The organism is uncultured Abiotrophia sp. (genome assembly GCF_938010525.1).
Lineage (GTDB): Bacteria > Bacillota > Bacilli > Lactobacillales > Aerococcaceae > Abiotrophia.
Map to the genome: position 1 here is coordinate 1 of NZ_CALLVK010000021.1, position 21,005 is coordinate 21,005.

Below are 21,005 nucleotides of genomic sequence, written 5' to 3' on the forward strand. Positions count from 1 at the left end.
CTTTACGAGCATTTAAGAAAATATAAAAAGATAATTAGAAATTTATACTTTGTTTAAATTAAAAAAATGTCTGGAACCCTTAATAGGTCCCAGACATTTTTTATTTGCCTTTAAATACTCCTAAGAAGTAAAGTACCGCTACTAAGATCCCCAAGGCTACACGGTAGTAACCAAAAACCTTGAAGTCATGTTTCTTAATATAACCCAAGAGGAAGTTAATGACTAAGAGTGATACCCCGAAGGCAATCAACATCCCTAAGATTAGATAAGTCGCTTCAGCTGCTGTATAGTGGAAGCCAAACTTCACTAACTTGAGGAAACTTGCCCCGAACATGACTGGGATACTCATGAAGAAGGAGAATTCAGTCGCTACATAGCGTTTGGTCCCCATTAAGAGCGCCCCGATAATAGTAGCCCCAGAACGAGAAGTCCCTGGCACCAAGGCCAAGCATTGCCATAGCCCCATGAGGGCAGCATCTTTATAACTAATAGCTTCTAAACTATTAATACGGCTTGCTTTAGATTTACGCTTGCCTGATTCCACCCAGATGAAGGCTAGACCGTAGACGGTAAAAGTAATTGCATAAACCCATGGCTTGTCGAAGTATTGGTCCATTAAGTCATCCAAGAGGAATCCCAGGACAAAGGCTGGCATAGTCGCCACAATGACCTTAGACCATAAAATCCAGGTGTTTTTCTTTTCTGCTGCTGACTTGCTTGGCGACAGCGGATTAAGTTTGTGGAAGAAGACCACCATCACTGCCAAGATAGCCCCCAGCTGAATGACCACGAAGAACATATCGGTAAAGGCTTTTTCCAGTTGTAGTGGCATAAAAGCGTCCACTAAACGCATATGGCCAGTCGAAGAAATCGGTAGCCATTCGGTAATCCCCTCGACAATCCCAAGGATGATTACCTTCACTAATTCTATAATTCCATTCATATTTTAGGTCCTTTCTCTATAAGCTATCATCCATTATACACCATCTTGGCATTAAATGCATTGAACTTATCGCAAAGAATGTGGTATGATAAGGACAAGAAATAAATTTCAAACACAAAGGAGATAGGATCATGTTTGGATTTTTCAAAAAGAAAAAAGAAGAAGCGGCTCCCGTTTCAAAAGAAGTAACACTCTACGCTGTCGCTGATGGTCAATTGATCAACATCGAAGAAGTTAACGACATCGTCTTCGCGCAAAAAATGATGGGTGATGGCTTCGCAATCGTCCCTTCTAATGGTGAAATTTCTGCGCCTGTTGCAGGTGAAGTGGTCAATGTCTTCCCTACTAAACACGCAGTTGGCTTCAAGTCTGGTGCCTTAGAAGTTTTACTCCACATGGGGATTGATACTGTGGCGCTTAACGGTGGCCCATTCGACACTAAGGTTTCTGACGCTCAACACGTTGATGCTAACACCCTAGTATCTAGCGTTGACTTAGATCAATTAGCAGCTGAAGGCAAAGACAATGCCATGATCGTGATTTTCACTAATGGTAATGATTTAGTAGAAAGCTTCGAACTCACTGCTTCAGGTCAAGTAAGCCGTGGCCAAGAAATTGGTAGATTAATCTTAAAATAAGCGCAAGCTATTAAGAGCTAGGGATAATCCCTAGCTTTTTTAATTGTTAAGCATCAGAAAAGAGGCTAAAACAAAAGTTTTAGCCTCTTACTATTTATTATTTAGCTGGAATTTCGGTAATGCCATTCATGTATGGTACCAAGGCTTCAGGAATCTTAACAGAGCCATCCGCTTGTTGGTAGTTTTCTAGGATAGCTACGAAGGTCCGCCCTACCGCCAAACCTGAGCCATTCAAGGTGTGAACATATTCTACCTTATCATCAGCATTGCGGAAGCGAATTTTAGCGCGTCGTGCTTGGAAGTCGCCACAGTTTGAGCAAGAAGAAATTTCACGATAAGTATCTTGACCTGGAATCCAAACTTCTAAGTCATAAGTCTTAGTTGCTGAGAAGCCCATATCGCCAGTACACAAAGTAATGACACGGTATGGCAACCCTAAGGCTTGTAAGATACCTTCAGCATTTTGGGTCATGCTCTCTAATTCTTCGAAGGAATGATCTGGATGTGCATATTTAACCATTTCCACTTTATTAAATTGGTGCAAACGAATGAGACCACGTGTATCACGACCCGCACTCCCCGCTTCAGAACGGAATGATGGGCTCAAGGCAGTGAATTTAATTGGCAAGTTCTCAAGTGGTAAGATTTCATTAGCGTAATAATTAGTTAATGGTACTTCTGCTGTTGGAATCAGGGTCAAACCACGTTCGTCATTAACCCGGAAGGTGTCTTCCACAAATTTTGGATATTGTCCGGTCCCGAACATAGATTGATCATTTACCATGTATGGCGGGATGATTTCTTGGTAGCCATTGTGTTGGGTATGAGTATCCAACATAAAGTTATAGATGGCCCGCTCCAAGCGCGCCCCCAAGCCCTTGTAGAAGACAAAGCGACTACCTGACACCTTAGCCCCACGTTCAAAGTCGATAATATCTAATTTTTCAGCGATTTCCCAGTGATTAAGTGGTGTAAAGTCGAAGTCGCGTGGCGTGCCCCAGCGACGTACTTCCACGTTATCTTCTTCGTCAGCCCCCACTGGTACCCCTTCAGCTGGAAGGTTAGGCAAACGATGCTCGATGGCTTCTAAATCTGCTTCGATTTGAGCCAAGCGCTCGTCATCACGCTTAATACGATCACCGATTTCTTTCATTTCAGCAATCTTATCATCCGCATTTTCCTTGTTGCGTTTGAGTTGGGCGATTTCTCCAGACACTTGGTTACGGTATTGTTTAGCCCCTTCAACGTCAATCAAAAGTTCACGACGCTCACTATCTAGGCGGCGATAATTCTCCAATACCTCCCGGTCTACACCACGAGTAGCTAATTTCTCTACCACCCATTCAAATTGTTCACGCAATAATTTACGATCTAACATTCCATTTCCTCCTTTTGGTCAAATAACAAAAAGAGCCCTCGTCTTATTGGGACGAAAGGCTCTTCTTGGTTTCGCGGTACCACCCGATTTCAGGACATGATTCCTGCACTTAAGGCCTGTAACGGGGGCAACCGGCACTACTTGAGTCATAGGCTGCAGGGTTCTGGTGGATTCCAGGGCTAGTCCGTGATGATTCACACCAGCCATCATCTCTCTGAAGACGTCCTATCCTGTACTAGTCAAAACCGTCGCATCATTTATCTGCTTCTATACTATCACGAATCCGTAACTGGCGCAAGTCTACCAGTTGAGATTGCGCGCCTTGTCCGTGTCACGATAGTGATGGGTAACATCCAATCCCTCAAAAGCTTGTTGTCTTAAAGCTTCATAAATGACGATATTAGCTGTATTGGACAAATTTAAACTCCGTACATGCTGGTCATTCATCGGGATACGTAAGCAGTCTGCCTTGCGCTCTTCCATTAAGTCAGCGGGCAAGCCGGTTGTTTCCTTACCAAAGAGGAAGAATTGCTCGCCAGCACTATTTTGAGCTAGGTCTGCTTGACAGTAAATGCGGGGCGCAAACTTGGTAATCAAGTAAAGTGGACGCTCACCCACATAAGCTAAGAAATCCTCCAGACTTTCATGGTAGTGAACTTCTACATGCTCCCAGTAATCTAAGCCGGCACGCTTGAGCATTTTATCGTCGGTCGAAAAACCCAAGGGCTTAATTAGATGGAGCGGCGTATTGGTAGCTGCACAGGTTCTGGAAATATTTCCCGTGTTAGCCGGCATTAGCGGTTGATATAAGGCAATATGATTTTTCATAGGCTCTCCTTCTTAGGTGGCGCCTCTAGCGGTCGCCACAAAAAATCCCGCTGCCAAGAACTGACTAGCGGGAGTGATCATTTAAATTAAGCGAGTTTGAAGTCTACGCTATAGATTTCGTCTGCCAAAGCAGCCTTGTTAACAGCTTTAACAACAACGTTTTCTTTCTTGCCGTCGAATTCTAATTCAAAAGCTTGGCTCAAACCTTGAGTTTTTAAGACAACGTCGAGTTCACGACAGTTAACTGTTAAAGAAACAGCTTCTGAACCTTTCCCGTATAAAGTTGCTGGAACTAAACCAGCTTCACGTACTTTTTTAGCTGAGCCAGTGCCCACTTTTTCGCGTAATTCTGCTTTTAATGACATGGTATTTAAAACTCCTTTTGCTTGCATTTTTTATAAAGCGACTAGCGCTTTTTATTGGCATAATGGTATCTTACCAAAAAACGGCACAAATTGCTAGCTTATTCTACCCTTTTTTTATACAATAATACTAGTTTTGTGCTCAGAAAAGGTGGTGATTCCTCAATGAAACGGCTATTTAGCTTATTAAAACCTTTTGATTACCTGATCATTTTGGGAGTCATTGGCCTATCCTTCTTGCCCAATATCCTGACCTTCTACCACTACCAAGGCTTGAATAAATCGGATGTAGTCAGCCAAGCTACTGAATGGTCTAGCACTAAGGAAGCACCCGCATCTTCCTCTACCTATGCCCTCATTAAAATTGACGGCAAGGAAGTGGACCGATTCGACCTCTCTGAGGATGCTCCTCATGAAGAGAAAACCTACTACCCGCATCCGGGTCAATATAACATTATTGAGCGTGATGGCAAACGAATTCGCGTACGCGAAGACAATAGCCCAGACCAAATTGCGGTTAAAACCAGTTGGGTGGGTCGACCAGGTCAGGTTTCCATCTGCCTGCCACATGGACTCATTATCGAGATTCACGGCCAACGTTCAACCGGTGGTCGCACTGACGCTAGTCAATCAAGTAACGCTAGTTCAAGCCAAGAAGAAGAATTAGTTTTACCAAAATAAGGACTGGAGAATCTCCAGTCCTTATTTGCTTACTTGAGAATGTTATGGACTAATTTTTGTAAATCCGGTACCACTTCTTGCTCAAACCAGGGATGTTGCTTCAGCCACCGCTGGTTGAGTGGCGAGGGGTGAACTAAGGGAAAATAGTCCGGCAAATAGTCCTCATAATGGGCAACTGTTTCCGTCAGGTTGGCCCTTTTGCGCTTAGCCAAATAATAATCTTGAGCATAGCGACCAATTAATAGCGTCAATCGAACATCTGGCAATTGAGCTAGAATTCGTGGATGCCACTTAGCAGCGAAATCCTTGCGCGGTGGCAAGTCACCCGATTTTCCTTTACCAGGATAATAGAAATCCATGGGGAGAATAGCCAAGGTGTCTGAATCATAGAAGGTCGAGCGATCCATCCCTAGCCAGTCCCGCAAGCGGTCACCTGACCGGTCATCCCACGGGCGTCCAGCTTCTTGGGTAGCCAAACCCGGTGCTTGCCCAACAATTACTAATCGTGCGGTTTTTGGCGCCGTAAAAAGTGGCTCAATCCCTGCCTGGCTATAAACCTGGTTTTCTGGTGCCTGCATGATAGCTTGACGAATCGCCAAATAATCCTCTGGCATCTAATTCCCTCCTCTTAAGATTTCAAATAGGCTACGACCGCATTCAGGCCATAGCCATCCCACCCATCACGTCGGTAAGAATGACAGCCTAAAGCTTGTTTAGTCGACACAGCCACATCATACTGTTGCTCTAAAGGCACCCCCATAGCTAGGAAGCGCTCCTTATTAATCCGTTTGGTATCTATCAACCAATGATGCTCATCCTCCTGCTTGAAGGCCTGGGGATGACTTGCTTCTAAGGGTTGGAAGCGACAATAGACATCTTCCTGAACTTGAAAATCTTCCATGCTAAGGGCGGGCCCGTAGGCAATCAGCAGATTAGATGGCGTCACATCATATTGGCTCATCATAACTTCTAAGGCTTTTTGTCCAATCGATTGGAGTGTGCCCGGCCAGCCAGAATGAACTAGGGCAAACACCTTTTTAACCGGGTCAAAGAGAATAATGGGAATACAGTCCGCAATCTTGACCATTAGGGCCAAATCGCTTGCCTCTGTTACCAAGCCATCGTAGTCGCCAAGAGAGCGTAAGCCCCATCCTGTCCCCAATTGGCCGGCCCTTACTTGGCAGATGTCAGCTCCGTGAACCTGGTGCACCTCAACTAGAGGCATATCGGCTTTTAGAAAAGTTCGATTGACACCTTCTACGGATGCCTCCTTAAAATCAGGTTTGAAATTAAGCGGTTTACCAATAAAACGATGCTCCAAGCCCGCTTCAAGCAAAGCCGGCACCGTGTAGTAGTCGTAGTCAGGTCCCTTTATATGCTGATAATCCATTTTCATGTCTCCTTCCCTAGCTTTGGGTCACTTGATAAAGGGGCCAAAAGCCAGCTACTGCCTTAACTAAGTCCTGAACCAAAGCTCCTAAGTCGCTATAGTCCGCCAATGGCTGCATATCTTGACGCAATAGCACCTTGCGTACCTGCCCCGCCTCATAGGATTCTACCAGCTCTTGCCGGTGACTTTCACTTGTGGTCATGCGTCGCGTTTGCTTATCTGAATCCTGAACCCAGTAATAGGCTTCTTGTGGTGCTGGCACTTCTAAGATTCGCGCCTGTTGGGCTAGCGTCTCCTCTTGGCGACTTCGTTCAATGAAACTTAACTCCAAGCAGACGGTGAGCGACCCTTGATCCGATACTAGTCTCAAGGCGAAGCTTGGACTAGCCGGCCGATTTTCTGGTGGAAAATAATAGACCCAAAAATGAGGTCTAGCCACTTGAGCTTGATTCATCCAGGCACTTACTCGCCCCTGAGTCCAATCTGGAAAAGCTTGCCCGAAGGCAGTCGCCAATTTTGAAAAAGCCTGCCGAGCTGCTTGGCCGCATCTTTTAAGGTTTTCCATGCCCTCAATTTCTACTGGATTATCTAGTTTAGCCGGATTACGATAGTGCTGATTTTGATAGGCCAGATAGTCTGTCAGCGACTGTTCCCACTTCATCATCTCACTCCCCCTTTTACCCTATTATATCAAATTATGACTTCCCCCCCTAGCTTGGCGCTTCAAAATTACAAAAGACACGACCAAAGGAGAAAAGGTCGTGTCTTTAATTCGTTATGCTCCAAAGGGTGAGCCTACCCCCGAGCTATCAAGATTATTCTGTTTCTTTTGGCTTATAGCTTGCAAGCCCTAAACCAGCTAAGAAGCTGAGTGCTGCAGCACTAAAGAAGAAATTACTCTCTTCCCCAGCAGCTGGTAATTGCCCCTGTTTAGCCTCATTAGCATTGCCTGTAGGGCTCTGACTAGCAGATGTAAGGCCAGGTTCAGCTGGCGTTTGCTGAGATTGACTTGAGTGAGTTGTATCTGCTTGGTTTGATCCAAGCTCAACCGCATAAAGTGAGAAGTGAGGCGCAGTCAAGATAACCTTGCGTCCATCTTCTGACATACGGAAATCCACTGCTTGCCCTGGCTTACCTTGATCATCTAAATGATAGGCCTTGGCTACCGTCCCATCTACTGGAATGGATACTTGGGCTGGTCGTTCGATTTGAACACCTTGGCCCTTCTTATCTTGGAAATGAATCTCGTAGACCAAGACATTGTCAGCTAACCCAGGCACCTTAACCCGTCCCACATGTAAAGACACTACTTGCTTGCCTAAACCTTCTGGTGGGATGGTGACACTAACACCCGTATCCTTGTCATTATCTTCAAAGGTCACAGTACCATCTGGGTTGTAGGTAACATTGACTCCTTGGCTACGATAGAGCGGTACTGTCACATCAGAGTCTGTCGGATTAGTTGGTTTATCCGGCTCAGGCGCCACAGGATTAGTTGGATGATCAGGTTCTGGCGTCACGGGGTCTGCAGGACTAATCGGCAAGGTAAGACCTTCAACATTGACTGGTAGACCATGAAGACTTTCAATATGGCCTGACTCTAACCCCGTTACACTTACCTTGTCATGCACCGATTCAGCACTAAAGAGTAGGGTTTTGTTAGAAAGCTGTGTATAGAATCGCGCCGTCTTACCATTTGATAAGGTCAATACAGGCGAATCATTCACTAGCACTTCGTGGTCAAAATTCACTGCAAAAATCTTGCTGTCATAGTGCTCAGTATTCAAAGCCTTGACTTCATTGGCTTGTACTGGGTCTTTGGTAATAAAGTCCCAATTGACTGTCTTGTAGGATAGGGTAAAGTCATTTTGAGTCCCTTCCTTGTGTTCATAGAGAATCCCATAAACACCTGGCGATACCTCTTGAAGTGAGTTGTAGGCATAGGATCCTGGCTGAATCAAGCGATGATGAAGCCAAGTTAGGCTTCCATCCGATTCTACTCGAGCCAAACGAATGGTCCCTTCACTTCTAGAATTACCTTCCCCGTTAGCATTAGAAAGCACGATATACTCTTGTCCTTGATGGTGGGTTGAAATGGCCGCTAATTGGACATATGAATCATGGACATCTGGATAGTAATCCAATTGTTTGGCCCAGGTCTGACCGCCATCATAACTGGTAGCCACTTGCAACTGGCCAAATAAGCCACGCATGAAGAGTTTCACCTGTCCATTATCAAGTTGAACGGCTGAAGCCTCTGTATTTTGATACCAGTAATCATTCATAGTACTTGAGTGTAAGGTGCCGTCTTCAATTGGCAAATTATCATTGACCGCCTCTCCCATTTGCCAGGTTTCTCCATGGTCATCAGAATAGATGACACGAGCTGATTGGGAACCACTAAGGTGAGAGACAAAGTTAGTCGAATAGGTTGGCACGATAATGCGACCAGCATGTGGCCCAGTCCGAAGTACTGTTCCCGTCCCTGGTCCTACTCCTAAGAATTTCATCCAATCGGCTTTTACCATTGGGGTAATATCACGAGGCGCTGACCAGGTCTTGCCATCGTCATCACTGTATGATAACCAGAGATAGTTGTCTTTCGCTACTCGGAAAGGTGAGGTCTTATTGCTAGTGAAGTAGACATTACCTAAGAGATTCTCACCTTGGTAGAGGTCCCCTTTATCCTCGTATTTTGGTTTTACCGGATCCACCACTACTCGATAGTCTGTCTTAGTTCCATCAGGAGCATAGACATAACCTTGTTCGCGAATAGTGTAGTGTCCCTGCTCACCTTCACGGTAAAGCACTTGATAAGTCTTTCCATCAATGGTTTGATACATGGTTTCCTTTTGCTCAGACATACCGAATATGCCTCGGCCTTCTGGGAACATATCATAAATTGAGAAAATACGTTTAGTTTTTGGATCTTGAACCAGCACTTGGTCGATTGTCACAGGAGAGGCTTGGTCTGCTCGTTCAGGGTTAGGATTATCGCGTAGGTTAGCAATATGAATACGGTCACCCCAAGTCTTACCGCCATCCTCACTACGCCGTACCACCATCCCGATATCGCCCCAGTCAGAAGCGTGAAGACGTCGTTCGTCAGCGGCAGCAATCAAAGTACCCTTATCAGTCTTAAGTAAAGCAGGAATACGATAGCTGGCAATTTCGTCAGCATTCGGTTTACCACTATGTCCGCTCTCGAAAACGTCCTTTTTATCAGAAATCTCTGCTCCCGGAGCAGGCTCTAACTGTAAAGGTTGACGCTTGAATAGTTGGCTACGTTCCCCCACTTCTTCTTGTGATAAGGCGCGATTGTAAATAGATAAGTTACGTACTGTTAAATCACTACCCCAACGTAAGTCGGATCCTCTACGTGTATTACCAATTTGAAGATCTGTTAAATCAGGCATATCACTTAAAAATTTACCTGAAACAGGGCTAGTCCGGGACAAGACCCCATTGACATAGAGGCGAACTTGTCCTGTTTCTTTGTTAGGATCTGGACGTTCCACTGTGAAAGTCACTGAATTCCATTGGCCTGGCGTTACTTTTAGGGGAGCATCACTATAACTTCCATAAAACTGCTCACCTTGGCGACCACGAGCTTCCACCAATGCAGTCCCATTATGAACGGCAAGGGTGAAATATTCATTTACAAATTTATTACTTGAAGCAGAAAATAGATTATAGAATTGTGGCGCCCGCTCACTCGGTTTGAATTCCATATGGATAGTGGCATTAGTCAACTTTTTCAGACTATCAAGATGCTGAGATAAATCCACCCGTTGATTATTTTCTTGATTGGTTGCGACATCATTTTGGTCTAACACTTGGTTTTCACGTCCCACTTCTCGAACGATTTCATCCCGTTGAGGTTGGCTGGACTCTTCAGTTTTTTCTGAACTTGAAACTGAGCTTTCTTCCTCTGCTTTGGCGGAGCTTGCGGCAGTCGTTGGGACTTCTTCAGGATTGCTAGTTTCAGAAATCTTATTTGCGTTTTCGGAAACGTTTACATTTTCAGGTTGGCTAATAGCCTCTGTTGGGCTTGTTTGAGGGATTTCTTGGGCTGAGACACTCGTTTGAGGTGATAAAAATAGGACATGTCCAATAACAACTGAGAAGACTCCTGTCGCTAATTTACGAATAGCGAAGCGAGACCGACGATTGAAAAGATTTTTTGCTTGTTTACTCATGCTAAGCCTCCAAATTATAGGGATTTTGGGTTGCTGATACGACAAAATCTGGCTACCAGGGTATCTAGCATAAAGCTAGCACCCTAGTAGTCAGGTCTTGCATAGTGTGAGTGCTTATTTAACAAATTCCGCCCGAGCGGCTTGGATCATAGCGTGCGCCTTGTCAACAACGGCTAGGTCTTCTGGGCCAACACCTGTTAATGGTGGGCGGACAGAACCACAGTTGAGACCTTCGCGCTTGAGGATTTCTTTCTGTACGGCGTAGAGGTTAGCTTTACCACTTACCAAGGTGAAGATGATTTCATCAATGCGGCCTTGAATGGTAAAGGCCAGAGCTAAATCGCCTGCTTCTAGAGCTGCATTAGCGGCTAAGAAGAGTTCTGGCATTACCCCATAGGTACCACCAATCCCGCCGTCAGCCCCCATAACACGACCGCCGATGAATTGCTCATCTGGACCATTGAAAACGACGACTTCGCGGTCACCAGCTGTCAACTTCCAAGTGATTAAGTCTTGGACTGGCATGGAAGAGTTCTTAACTCCAATCACTTTAGGATTTTCCAACATGGACTTAAACATGCTAGGAGTCAAGGCATAGCCTGACAGTTGCGGAATGTTGTAAATGATGAAGTCAAGTTCTGTTGCATCAATCATGGCATTCCAGTAATCCTTAATGGAATGTTCTGGTAGGCGGAAGTAAATTGGTGGGATGGCTGCTAAGGCATCTACTCCTAGACTTTCCGCATGCTTAGCTAACTCAACAGAATCGCGCGTAGAGGCAGCCGCTACATGGGCAATGATGGTCATCTTGCCACCAACTGCCTTCATGACATTTTCTAAGACCAACTTGCGCTCTTCCACATTTTGGTAGATACACTCTCCAGACGAACCGCCAACGTAGAGACCCTTGACCCCTACTTCCAAGTAATGCTTAGCTAGGGCTTGGGTGCGTTCTGGACTGATATTGCCTTCATCGTCATAGCAGGCATAGAAGGCTGGGATAATTCCTTTGTACTTATCGAATTTTGACACGTTTAAGACTCCTTTGGTTATGCAACCGGTAATTTAATAACTAACTTTTTATAAGCACTAACCTGGCCCAAATGGCGGGCAGGCTTATGTGCATCTTCTGGAAAAACTACACAAGCTTGTCCAGGATAGAGTTTGACAATAGTATGGATGGGACCATCCAAAAAGGCAATGTCCTTATCGGCATCATAGGCAGTGACTTCATTCAGCTGACATGTAGGGGCCACAATGAGATATTCATGGCCTTCAAGCGGGACATGGATGTCTAACCATTTCTGATGGGCTTCATAATGCGATTCATCAACTGCACCTAGCTCTCCATCTTGGATGAAGAAGTAGCCACCTTCAAAGTCGTAACGCCCAATAGCTTGTTGAGCTAGACCATTAAATGTATCGAGTGCTGCTTTAATATGGGGAATTCGGTCGCTATATTCTTGAAGACCTTGTAAATGATCTACAATCATCTTTTCACCTCCTCTTTGCCGAAAATTGCTTATTTATCTGTATCTAAGGCTTCTTCGCGAGGATCGTGCAAGGGTCGCCCGCGTCGAATGAGAAAGAGTACCAAATTATAGGTGACACTAGCCGCCACAATTGGCATATAGGTAAAGAGATAATTCTGTAGGAACATGTCTGCCGTAAATTGTTTTAAGGCGACCATCCCCATGAGAATAATAATGGCTACCGCATTGATAATGAGTGGCGCCGTATAGTAACGCTTGGCTACTCGGTTAATCAGGTAGGTTGCCAAAACCGACAAGCCCATGAAGAAGATTCCATAGAAGAACCAACCAATAATCAGTTGCTCCAGGGTCATATCAGGCACTCCTTTCTCTTTCTTACATTTCTTTAGTTTACTACGCTAACGAAGCGTTTAGCAATTTCTAGTGGTCGCGTAATAGCGCCACCTACAACAGCTGTGTGAATCCCTTGGGCGAAAGCTGTTGCTAGGTCCTCTGGCGAATGAATTTTACCTTCAGCCACAATTGGAGTATGGGTTTGTTCCACTAAGGCCTTCATTAGTTCGAAGTTAGGACCCGTAGTTTGGCCTTCCGTATACGGTGTATAACCATTCATGGTGGTCCCAATCAAGTCAAAACCTAGACGTTCAGCATTCAGTCCCTCTTCCAAAGTGGAAATATCGGCCATCAGCAATTGATTAGGGTATTTTGCCTTGATTTGAGCGATGAACTCGTCCAAGGTCTCCCCAGCACGCTCACGTAAGGTAGCATCTAAGGCAATGATATCGGAACCAACTGCTACTAACTCATCCACTTCTTTCATGGTGGCGGTAATGTAGGAACCATAGCCTGGATAAGCTCGCTTAATAATTCCAATCACTGGTACATCAAAAGCTTCCTTAATCTGGGCAATATCGGTGATCCCTTGGGCACGGATACCGACGGCTCCAGCTTCAATAGCTGCTTTGGCCATAAGAACCATGACCCCACCTTCTTCTCGGTAGAGCGGTTCGCCAGGTAAAGCCTGACAGGAAATAATCAGTTTTCCTTTTAATCGTTCAATCGTTGGATGCATTGTGCTCACTATCCTTTCACCGCCCCGACTGTAATACCTTGGGCAAAGAAGCTTTGGAACATCAGGAAGACAATAATCATTGGCAAGGAAGCCAAGAGCGCACCAGCCATGAGGACCCCATAGTTAAGAGAGAACTCAGCAGATTGAGCCATAGATGCCAAACCTAAAGGCAAAGTCTTCATTGTTTCTGAGTTAGTGAATACCAATTGAGAGAAATAGTCGTTCCAAGAGGAAATGAAGGTGAAGATAGCCAAGGCACCAATACCTGGTTTAACAATTGGTAAGACGATATTGACAAATTTCTTGATTTCGCCACATCCGTCAATGTCTGCAGATTCTAGGAGAGAATCAGGTACAGAGTGGGAGAATTGCTTCATGAGGAAGATCCCGAATGGCCAACCGACAGCAGGTAAAATCAAGGCACGGTAGGTATCCATGAGTTTGAGATCCGTAATCAATTGAAGCAAAGGAATCAAGATAACTTGTTTTGGCAAGGCCATGGCCGCGATAAATACGGCAAAGAGTAAGCCAGCGCCTGGGAAACGTTTCTTAGCTAAGGCATAACCAGCTAAGGAAGCCGTCGTGCAGACCAAGATGGTTGTTACCACTGAAACGAATACAGAGTTGAAGAACCAACGTGCAGTCAGTGGCACTAGGAGTGATTTGAAGTTATCTAAAGTTGGGCTCATCGGGAACCATTCTGGTGGGATGGCAATGGCGACGTCTTGAACCTTAAAGGCACCTGTTGCAATCCAATAGAATGGGAAGATGAAGAAAATGGTCAAGAATGCCAACAATGTGAAAGAAATAATGTTGTAGAGACCGAATTTTTTGAATTCCATGTTAAATCGTCACCTCTTCCTAATCAATATCGCGGTTGAAGTATTTGTATTGAACAGCCGAGATTAAAGCAATAATCAAGGCTAGCACAACACCCCATGCAGAGGCTTGGCCAAAGGATTGCTGCTTAATCCCCATTTCATAGACTTGGTACATGATGGTGCTTGTCGCATAGTTAGGACCACCAGAAGTCATCAATTGGATTAAGGCAAAGATTTGGAAGCTGTTGATGGTGGTTGTCACCACAATATAAAGGGTCGTTGGCATAATCAATGGCCAAATAATGTTTTTGAAGATGGTCCAGTTGTTGGCACCGTCAATCTTAGCAGACTCGAGCAGTTCCACTGGAACGTTCCCTAAAGCTGCAATATAGAGAATAATCGGCTGACCAATACTGGTCGTAATTAGAACGGCAATGACTGCGTAAATAGCAGTAGAGGCGTTCCCTAACCATTGGACATTACCTTCAATGACATTCATGGATTTGAGAATATAATTGAGAATCCCAAAGTCTGGGTTGTAAATCCACAACCATACCACTGTAATCGACACAACTGAGGATACAGCTGGCAAGTAGAAGACGCCACGGAAGAAGCTCCGTACATGAGCTGATTTGTTATAGATGTTAATGGCGATAAAGAGTGATAAGACTACTACAATTGGCACTGCAATTGCTACGATAAAAATCGTGTTACTTAAGGACTTGATAAAAGTCTGGTCGCCTAAGAGCTTAGTGTAGTTGTCTAAGCCTACAAAGCTAACTCTCCGCCCTCTATACTTGAGCAAGGACATGTAAATCCCGCGTAACATTGGATAGAGTACGAAAGTCAGGAAGAAGGCCATAGCAGGTGCAATGAAGAGATAGGCGCTAAAGTCGTACTTTCTTCTTAATTTGGCTAACATAGAGATCTCCTTTCGAGAGAATAATTCATAATAAAAGGGACAAATCGGCTACCCTAGGTCGCGATCACTATAAACGACTACTCCCAAACTCCCGCTAGTCCAAAATATTGGGCGCTTGGGAGTAGGATGTTTATATTAGTCGCACGCGAGAACCTGGTCCGGGTAGCGCTAGATTTGTCCCAGTAAATCAAGCACTCTCTGAATTCAGATTATAGTGTGGCTTATTTTGCTTCTTCGTAGGTAGCTTGCGCTTGTTCTACGTAGCTGTCCACTAATTCTTTTACATCACCTTGGCCAGACAATACCCCTTGGAGCATTGGGAACCAAAGTGGACGCATTTTAGCGTAACCTGGAATGGTGTTGTAGTATGCACCGAAGTGATCTGATAAGCCTTCAGCAAACTTCAACTCTTCGTTGTCGTAGAGGCCTTTCACGCCTTTTTGAGCAGAGAAGTTACCAGTTGCTTTCAAAGTACGAGTACCCCATTCTGGATCGTTAATCATGAAGTCTACAAATTTTTGAGCGGCTTCAATCTTCTTGTCGTCACCGTTATCGAAGACTGCAGGCCCTGCTACTAAGTATTCATACTTAGGTGATTTGTTAGCATTAGGGAATGGTAAGAAGCGAACGTTTAAGTCTTCTACTGATTTCCATTGTGCGTAGAGACCTGGACTTGCCAAGATGCTTAATGGAGACTTACCAGACTTGAAGTATTCCAAAGCATCTTTTGCTTCTAAAGCAGCCCCTTGACCGATAATGCCTTTAGGTGCTTGTTCGCGAATCCATTGAAGGGCTTTTACCCCGTTTTCGTCATTGATGATGTATTTATTCACTTCATCGTTAGTAATCCAAGAACCGTATAAGTTTGAAACAAAGGCACGAGGACCTTGGTCACCAGCTGCAGATTTAGCATATACAACGGTTGGAATTAGGTCTTTGTCTTTTTCTTGAACTGCTTCTAAGAATTTTTGGAATTCTTCAGGAGTCCAGTTACGACCTTCTTTTTCGAATGGCAAGAGATCTGTCACACCTAATTTATCAGTCAACTTAGTGTTAACTGCCATCAAGAATGGTGCAATCCCTTGTGGATAGAGGTATAATTCGTTTTCGAAGGAGCTAGCCTTAACAGCTGATTCATTTAATTTTGAAGTGTCAACGTCTTTGAATGGTGCCAAGTAACCCTTGCTTGCCCAGTCGATGACACGACCTGGTGCATCATAGATTACGTCAGGGTTGGTCTTAGATTGGATTGCTGTTTCAATTTTAGCTGGACCGTCTGTGAAGTCGATTTTTTGGTATTCAACTTTGATGCCTGGGTTCTTAGCTTCAAAAGCTTTAATCAAGGCTGCATCGTATTCTTCAGAAGTCTTGAATTCTGAGTCGCTGGTAAAGTTAGGGAAGTTCCAGTATTTGATGGTTACTGTCTCTTCAGCACGCACATCGGCTGGTACCGCTGTCACAACTGTGTTTAATAAAATCCCGCAAGATAAAGCAGCTGCAAAAACTTTTGATAATTTCATGATGGTTCCCCCATTTGTAATTTTTGATTGATAGAAGTAATTTCTTGAATGGTCTTCTGCATATTCTGATTGAAGACTGGTTCTTCCAACATCATCAGGGTAATGATGTCGATAAGGAAAAAAATTGGTAGTTGAGTGTTGACAAAAAACTCACTATTGACAAAACGACTGTTATGTACCAGAAGGGTCTCATCAGCTAGCTTAGCTAAACTACTTCCCTTCATGCTAGTTATGGCCACCAAAATGGCGCCATTTTGCTTGGCATTGCCTAAAGCATCAATCACATCCTTTGTTTCACCAGAATTACTAATGGCAATTACCACGTCACTAGAACGTGTCACCGTACTGGAGATAATCATCATATGTGAGTCCGTCTCGCTCGTGGCTGGTAGTCCCATACGCGAAAGGCGAATAGCCAATTCCCGAGCCGTTAACCCCGAGGATCCCATCCCATAAACCATGATTCGGTTGGCCTGAGAGAGAACTTGAATTAACTGACGGAGCTGATATTCTGATTGTAATTCTGACGTTCGTTGAATGATACGGTTATAGAATTCACTAACCGTATCGAACATATCATGTTTCTGGTGATTACTTGCCGACTCCCCTTCACTGGCTTGCAGTTGAATTTTCAAATCGACAAAGCTCTCACACCCTACTTTACGGCAAAAGCGTGTAATGGTTGCGGCTGAAACACCTGTTTCTTTGGCCATCTCGCTAATGGTAATGTTAGTAAAATAGGGACTTTCTTGCATAATATAGGTTGCAAGGAGCTGTTCCTTTGGTGATAGATGAACGAAGTTGGCTTCAATTCGCTCTAATACTCCCATGGGATCACATCCTTATTGAGTTAGCTTAATGAGTTGAGATAGCGCACCTAACATTCCAGCATCATTACCTGACTGGGCTGGTCGAATCTCTGTTGTGAGGAAGCGAGGATCAATCACACGTTGCTCCAAGATTGCCATTAGACGTGGCATAATGAGATCAGCACGCGCTAGAATTCCTCCCCCTAGGACAAGGACTTCTGGATTCAGCAGATAAATCGCTGATAAAAGTCCGGTGGCTAAATGATTTAGAAATTGGTCGAGTACTTGGCTTAAGACTGGATCTCCTGTTGCTTCCAAGCGGTCAAAGAAGGCTTCCCCACTGAGATTTTCGCCTGTCGCTTGAGCCGCCTGTTCTAACAAAGCGGTTGTTGAAGCTAATTCCTGAAAGGCTGCTTTGCCAATAGGCAAGTAGCCCACCTCTCCGGCCATGTCGCTCACACCGGTTAGCAGTTGTCCATCTAAAACAATGGCTCCCCCTACACCTGTACCAATCGTAAAGCATATCATGGACTTAGGTGGCTGGCCTGTTCGACTGGCTTGCCAGTATTCACCCAAACAAGCTGCGTTCACATCGTTTACCACATAGCAAGGCAGACCAGTGAGTGCTTCCACTTCAGCTTTCAGTGGCGTCCCCGTATAACCTGGGATAGTGGGCCCTGCAAATCGTATAGACCCGTCACGAGAATCAACCACTCCAGCAGTTGAAATCGCCACGCCCGATAGGCTCTCCTGGGATTGAACCTGCTTGGTAATCGAAAGAACTTGTTGCAATATCTGGTTAGAATACTGGTCAACGCTAGTTTTGACCTTCTGAGTCTGGCCTAGCGCTTCCCCCTTTTCATTGAAAAGACCATATTTAATGAAGGTCCCGCCAATATCAAAGCACAAGTAATTCATCCAATTTGTCACCTCTCTTTCTGTCTTTCAACTGATTACGCTTTCATTATACACTAAAGAAAATATTTTTCAAGTGTTTTTATTAAGAAAATTATTTTCATAGCTGATTTTCTGACAGCTCCATTTTTAGATATTGTAGCCATGGCATTTACATGAAATTACCACCTATTTTTCATTGATTTACATCCGTTCTTCTAGCTGTTTTTATCTTCCTTTTCCAAAATCAGCAGATTAACTACCCTATTTTTAGATTTAAGAGGCAAACTAAAAAGGCTAGGAAAGACTCCTAGCCTCATTTATCTTATAAACCTAAACGACTCAAGAAATATGGCATCTGCACGCGCCACCATGGCCAGTCATGGGCTACATCGCCGCCCCACTCGTCAAACCAAGCAGGCACTCCCTTCATTTCTAGGGCTTCCTTTACCTTATAGAAGGATGGCAGACCATCGTGTTCCCAAGGCCCGTGCCCGGTACAGACAATAATATTGGATTGGCGATATTGATCCAGGAACCAAGGATCGTGTTGGTTGAAGACATAGTCACTTGGCGAATTAGAATAGATTGCCACATCATCGCCATATTCCCCTACAAAGAAACGTGCATCATAGACCCCGCTCAAGGCAATCACCCCGCGGAAAACATCTGGATGCTGCAAGAAGAAGTTGAGCGCATGGTATGCCCCCATGCTGCAACCTGTCGTCATCATTGGATCAAACCAGCCCGTTTTATGCTTAATAAAAGGAATCGCCTCGCTAATGACATAACGCTCATATGCCCGATGCATTTCAGCCCGATCGTGAGGGTATTTCCAATCAGCCAACCAGCTCTCACTATCCACACTAGCCAAGGTGAAAAATTGAACCCGTCCTGCCTCAATGGAATCGCGACAGGCATCAATCATGCCGAAGTCGGCATATTCATTGTGGGTTCCACCTGATGAAGGAAAGACCACAATCGGTAAACCCGCGTGACCATAGCGGTTGAGAGGCATTTCGCGATTGAGTTGACCACTCCAGTGACTTAACCATTCTACGTGCATTTATTATTGTCCTCCTTGTTTCTTGTGTACATAATGACCTACTTCTTCAACTTCTTCTTGCGTATCCGCTAGAATGACTAAGAACTCATTCCCCATAATAGCCGAAAAAGCATCTGGCAAGCGGTCGACCATTTTCACACGGTCACCGTATTTTGCTCGGATCTCATCAATATTATGTGCGTAAGCCAACTCGTCACGACGTGAGATACCTACCCCGTAATGTCGATCATAGCTTGGCGTTTCTTCTAGCCTCCCAGTTACGATATCGGCGTAGATAGCATAGAGATCACAACCATAAGCATAGTTATAGAGATCGATTGTGTAACCGCCAGCCAGTCGGTTATTATACTCGATGGCCACGTAGTCTCCCTTCTTACGACGGAAGAATTCGATATGGAAGAAGCGTTCCTTCATCCCAAAGGCCTTAACTGCTGCCTGGCCGTATTCAGCCAACTTAGGCTCTACATCCTTTTGGACAATGTTGGTGTAATCGCACTGTCCCTCAATCAGTTCTAAGGTTGGCAAGGAATAAACAAAACTTGTTGAGAAGACAATCTGTCCTTTTTCATCAACTAAACCGTCAAATGTGCAGAGTTCCGCATCCAAGACATAAGGCTCCACAAAATAGGGAATGGATTGGTCCCACTCGGACAAGAAGGTTGCAACATCTTCTTTTGTCTCAAGTCGATAGGTTGCTGCAGTCCCTACTCCACGGTCAGGTTTTGCTACTGCAGGGAGGCCAGCTTCCTTCAAAGCTTTATTGAGTTGACTTTCATTCTTGATTAGATAACCTGGCACCACTGGAACGCCAGCTTTCTCAAATAACTTCTTCATTTTTGACTTATACTTGGTTTTTTCTAAGTCACGAGGTTTGACCCCAGGTACGTTGAATTGCTCACGCAAAGCAGCATCTAACTCTAGCCAGTATTCGTTATTAGATTCCAGACGATCGATTGGCCCATGCTTATAAATTAAGAAAGCTACAGCACGCTTCACTTCATCAAGGTTTTCCATATCATCGACACGGTAGTATTCAGTGAGGCTTTCACGTAACTCTGGTGAGAGCCAGTCATAGGGCTCTGTGCCAATCCCCAATACATTCACACCACGTTCTTTAAGTCGAATTGCGAAATTCTGGAGGTTTTTAGGGAAATGGGGGGACATCATCAAGTAATTCATAGTTTCACCTCAACATAATTATTAAATATAAATTAGAATATCATGTATTTTGAATGAATACAAGTATTAAAGTAAGAAAAGGCCAATTTCTTGATCCAAATGTTCGGAACGCGTAACAAATGGCATAATAAAAAGGCCAGGAAATCTCTTCCTAGCCTTTCTTCCTTATTTAGTACCAAAAATACGGTCACCCGCATCCCCAAGCCCTGGCAAGATATAGCCGTGTTCATTGAGTCGCTCATCTAGCGCCGCCATATAGATATCCACATCTGGATGCGCCGCTTGTAAAGCTGCTACCCCTTCTGGTGCAGCAACCAAACAAGAAAAGGTGATATTTTCTGGCTTGACGCCATACTTTTTCATCAGAAGGTCTAAGGCTGCAATCGCAGAGCCTCCTGTCGCTAACATTGGATCCACCACAAAGACATGACGCTCTTCGATATCTTGTGGTAATTTAGCAAAGTATTCAATTGGCTCTAAGGTTTCGTGGTCACGATAGAGACCAATATGCCCCACACGTGCAGCAGGCACTAAATCCAAGATCCCATCGACCATGCCCAAGCCAGCTCTTAGGATTGGAATAATCGCCATTTTCTTCCCGGCAATCCGCTTTTGAGTGGTCTCAACTAAGGGAGTTTCGATGACCACATCTTCTACTGGCAAATCACGTGTAATCTCATAAGCCATAAGCATAGAGATTTCATTGGTTACTTCGCGAAAAGCCTTGGTAGAGGTGTTTTTATCACGAATAATGGTTAGTTTGTGCTGAATCAGTGGGTGGTTAATTACTACGCATTTTGCCATCTTAGT

At 44.5% G+C, this 21,005-nt stretch carries 22 protein-coding genes; 2 read left to right on the forward strand and 20 right to left on the reverse strand.

Annotated features, from left to right (window positions below; all coding sequences use genetic code 11):
• Window positions 1-100 precede the first annotated feature (100 nt).
• Window positions 101-943: an undecaprenyl-diphosphate phosphatase gene (locus tag Q0339_RS04665; protein ID WP_298077661.1), complete on the reverse strand. Its 843-nt coding sequence runs from the start codon at window positions 941-943 to the stop codon at window positions 101-103.
• Window positions 944-1,074: 131 nt separating this feature from the next.
• Between Q0339_RS04665 and Q0339_RS04670 the strand changes: the two genes are divergently transcribed.
• On the forward strand, window positions 1,075-1,581 hold the full coding sequence (locus Q0339_RS04670; RefSeq protein ID WP_298077662.1) for a PTS glucose transporter subunit IIA: 507 nt from the start codon (window positions 1,075-1,077) through the stop codon (window positions 1,579-1,581).
• A 97-nt stretch (window positions 1,582-1,678) separates the two neighbouring features.
• On the opposite strand, the gene serS is transcribed toward Q0339_RS04670, so the two are convergent.
• From serS to Q0339_RS04685, 3 genes are all read right to left on the reverse strand, one after another.
• Entirely contained in the window at window positions 1,679-2,959 is a 1,281-nt protein-coding gene (serS, locus tag Q0339_RS04675; RefSeq protein WP_298077663.1) for a serine--tRNA ligase, read from the reverse strand.
• Window positions 2,960-3,259: 300 nt separating this feature from the next.
• Window positions 3,260-3,787, reverse strand: coding sequence for a tRNA (uridine(34)/cytosine(34)/5-carboxymethylaminomethyluridine(34)-2'-O)-methyltransferase TrmL (gene trmL / locus Q0339_RS04680; RefSeq protein ID WP_298077664.1), 528 nt, complete (start codon window positions 3,785-3,787; stop codon window positions 3,260-3,262).
• 86 nt (window positions 3,788-3,873) lie between these two features.
• Entirely contained in the window at window positions 3,874-4,152 is a 279-nt protein-coding gene (locus Q0339_RS04685; RefSeq protein ID WP_298077665.1) for a hypothetical protein, read from the reverse strand.
• A 162-nt stretch (window positions 4,153-4,314) separates the two neighbouring features.
• Between Q0339_RS04685 and Q0339_RS04690 the strand changes: the two genes are divergently transcribed.
• Entirely contained in the window at window positions 4,315-4,830 is a 516-nt protein-coding gene (locus tag Q0339_RS04690) for a NusG domain II-containing protein (protein ID WP_298077666.1), read from the forward strand.
• Between the two features lie 29 nt (window positions 4,831-4,859).
• On the opposite strand, the gene Q0339_RS04695 is transcribed toward Q0339_RS04690, so the two are convergent.
• From Q0339_RS04695 to upp, 16 genes are all read right to left on the reverse strand, one after another.
• Window positions 4,860-5,444 (reverse strand): uracil-DNA glycosylase family protein, encoded by a 585-nt coding sequence (locus Q0339_RS04695; protein WP_298077667.1) that lies wholly within the window; start codon window positions 5,442-5,444, stop codon window positions 4,860-4,862.
• A 14-nt stretch (window positions 5,445-5,458) separates the two neighbouring features.
• Window positions 5,459-6,220 (reverse strand): polyphenol oxidase family protein, encoded by a 762-nt coding sequence (locus Q0339_RS04700; protein WP_298077668.1) that lies wholly within the window; start codon window positions 6,218-6,220, stop codon window positions 5,459-5,461.
• A 16-nt stretch (window positions 6,221-6,236) separates the two neighbouring features.
• Window positions 6,237-6,884 (reverse strand): hypothetical protein, encoded by a 648-nt coding sequence (locus Q0339_RS04705; RefSeq protein ID WP_298077669.1) that lies wholly within the window; start codon window positions 6,882-6,884, stop codon window positions 6,237-6,239.
• Between the two features lie 151 nt (window positions 6,885-7,035).
• Window positions 7,036-10,419 carry a sialidase domain-containing protein gene (locus Q0339_RS04710; RefSeq protein WP_298077671.1) on the reverse strand — a complete coding sequence of 1,128 codons (3,384 nt, stop codon included), beginning with the start codon at window positions 10,417-10,419 and terminating at the stop codon, window positions 7,036-7,038.
• A gap of 114 nt (window positions 10,420-10,533) precedes the next feature.
• Window positions 10,534-11,451 (reverse strand): dihydrodipicolinate synthase family protein, encoded by a 918-nt coding sequence (locus tag Q0339_RS04715; protein WP_298077672.1) that lies wholly within the window; start codon window positions 11,449-11,451, stop codon window positions 10,534-10,536.
• Between the two features lie 17 nt (window positions 11,452-11,468).
• Window positions 11,469-11,912: a YhcH/YjgK/YiaL family protein gene (locus tag Q0339_RS04720; protein WP_298077673.1), complete on the reverse strand. Its 444-nt coding sequence runs from the start codon at window positions 11,910-11,912 to the stop codon at window positions 11,469-11,471.
• 29 nt (window positions 11,913-11,941) lie between these two features.
• Window positions 11,942-12,265, reverse strand: a complete 324-nt coding sequence (locus Q0339_RS04725) for a hypothetical protein (protein ID WP_023391086.1) — start codon at window positions 12,263-12,265, stop codon at window positions 11,942-11,944.
• 32 nt (window positions 12,266-12,297) lie between these two features.
• Window positions 12,298-12,984 carry an N-acetylmannosamine-6-phosphate 2-epimerase gene (locus tag Q0339_RS04730; protein ID WP_298077674.1) on the reverse strand — a complete coding sequence of 229 codons (687 nt, stop codon included), beginning with the start codon at window positions 12,982-12,984 and terminating at the stop codon, window positions 12,298-12,300.
• 8 nt (window positions 12,985-12,992) lie between these two features.
• A complete protein-coding gene (locus Q0339_RS04735) occupies window positions 12,993-13,826 on the reverse strand; it encodes a carbohydrate ABC transporter permease (RefSeq protein WP_023391088.1) in 834 nt (277 codons plus the stop codon).
• 19 nt (window positions 13,827-13,845) lie between these two features.
• Window positions 13,846-14,727, reverse strand: a complete 882-nt coding sequence (locus tag Q0339_RS04740) for a sugar ABC transporter permease (protein ID WP_070755241.1) — start codon at window positions 14,725-14,727, stop codon at window positions 13,846-13,848.
• A gap of 221 nt (window positions 14,728-14,948) precedes the next feature.
• Window positions 14,949-16,247, reverse strand: coding sequence for an ABC transporter substrate-binding protein (locus Q0339_RS04745; RefSeq protein WP_298077675.1), 1,299 nt, complete (start codon window positions 16,245-16,247; stop codon window positions 14,949-14,951).
• Window positions 16,244-17,077 (reverse strand): MurR/RpiR family transcriptional regulator, encoded by an 834-nt coding sequence (locus Q0339_RS04750; RefSeq protein WP_070755239.1) that lies wholly within the window; start codon window positions 17,075-17,077, stop codon window positions 16,244-16,246. The genes Q0339_RS04745 and Q0339_RS04750 overlap by 4 nt, the downstream gene beginning before the upstream one ends.
• Window positions 17,078-17,089: 12 nt before the next feature.
• Entirely contained in the window at window positions 17,090-17,974 is an 885-nt protein-coding gene (locus tag Q0339_RS04755; protein WP_291431121.1) for an ROK family protein, read from the reverse strand.
• Between the two features lie 301 nt (window positions 17,975-18,275).
• Window positions 18,276-19,016, reverse strand: coding sequence for an alpha/beta hydrolase-fold protein (locus tag Q0339_RS04760; protein WP_070755237.1), 741 nt, complete (start codon window positions 19,014-19,016; stop codon window positions 18,276-18,278).
• A 3-nt stretch (window positions 19,017-19,019) separates the two neighbouring features.
• Window positions 19,020-20,195, reverse strand: a complete 1,176-nt coding sequence (locus Q0339_RS04765; protein WP_298077678.1) for a carbamoyl phosphate synthase large subunit — start codon at window positions 20,193-20,195, stop codon at window positions 19,020-19,022.
• Window positions 20,196-20,360: 165 nt separating this feature from the next.
• Window positions 20,361-20,999 carry a uracil phosphoribosyltransferase gene (gene upp, locus Q0339_RS04770; protein ID WP_070755235.1) on the reverse strand — a complete coding sequence of 213 codons (639 nt, stop codon included), beginning with the start codon at window positions 20,997-20,999 and terminating at the stop codon, window positions 20,361-20,363.
• Window positions 21,000-21,005: the final 6 nt, after the last annotated feature.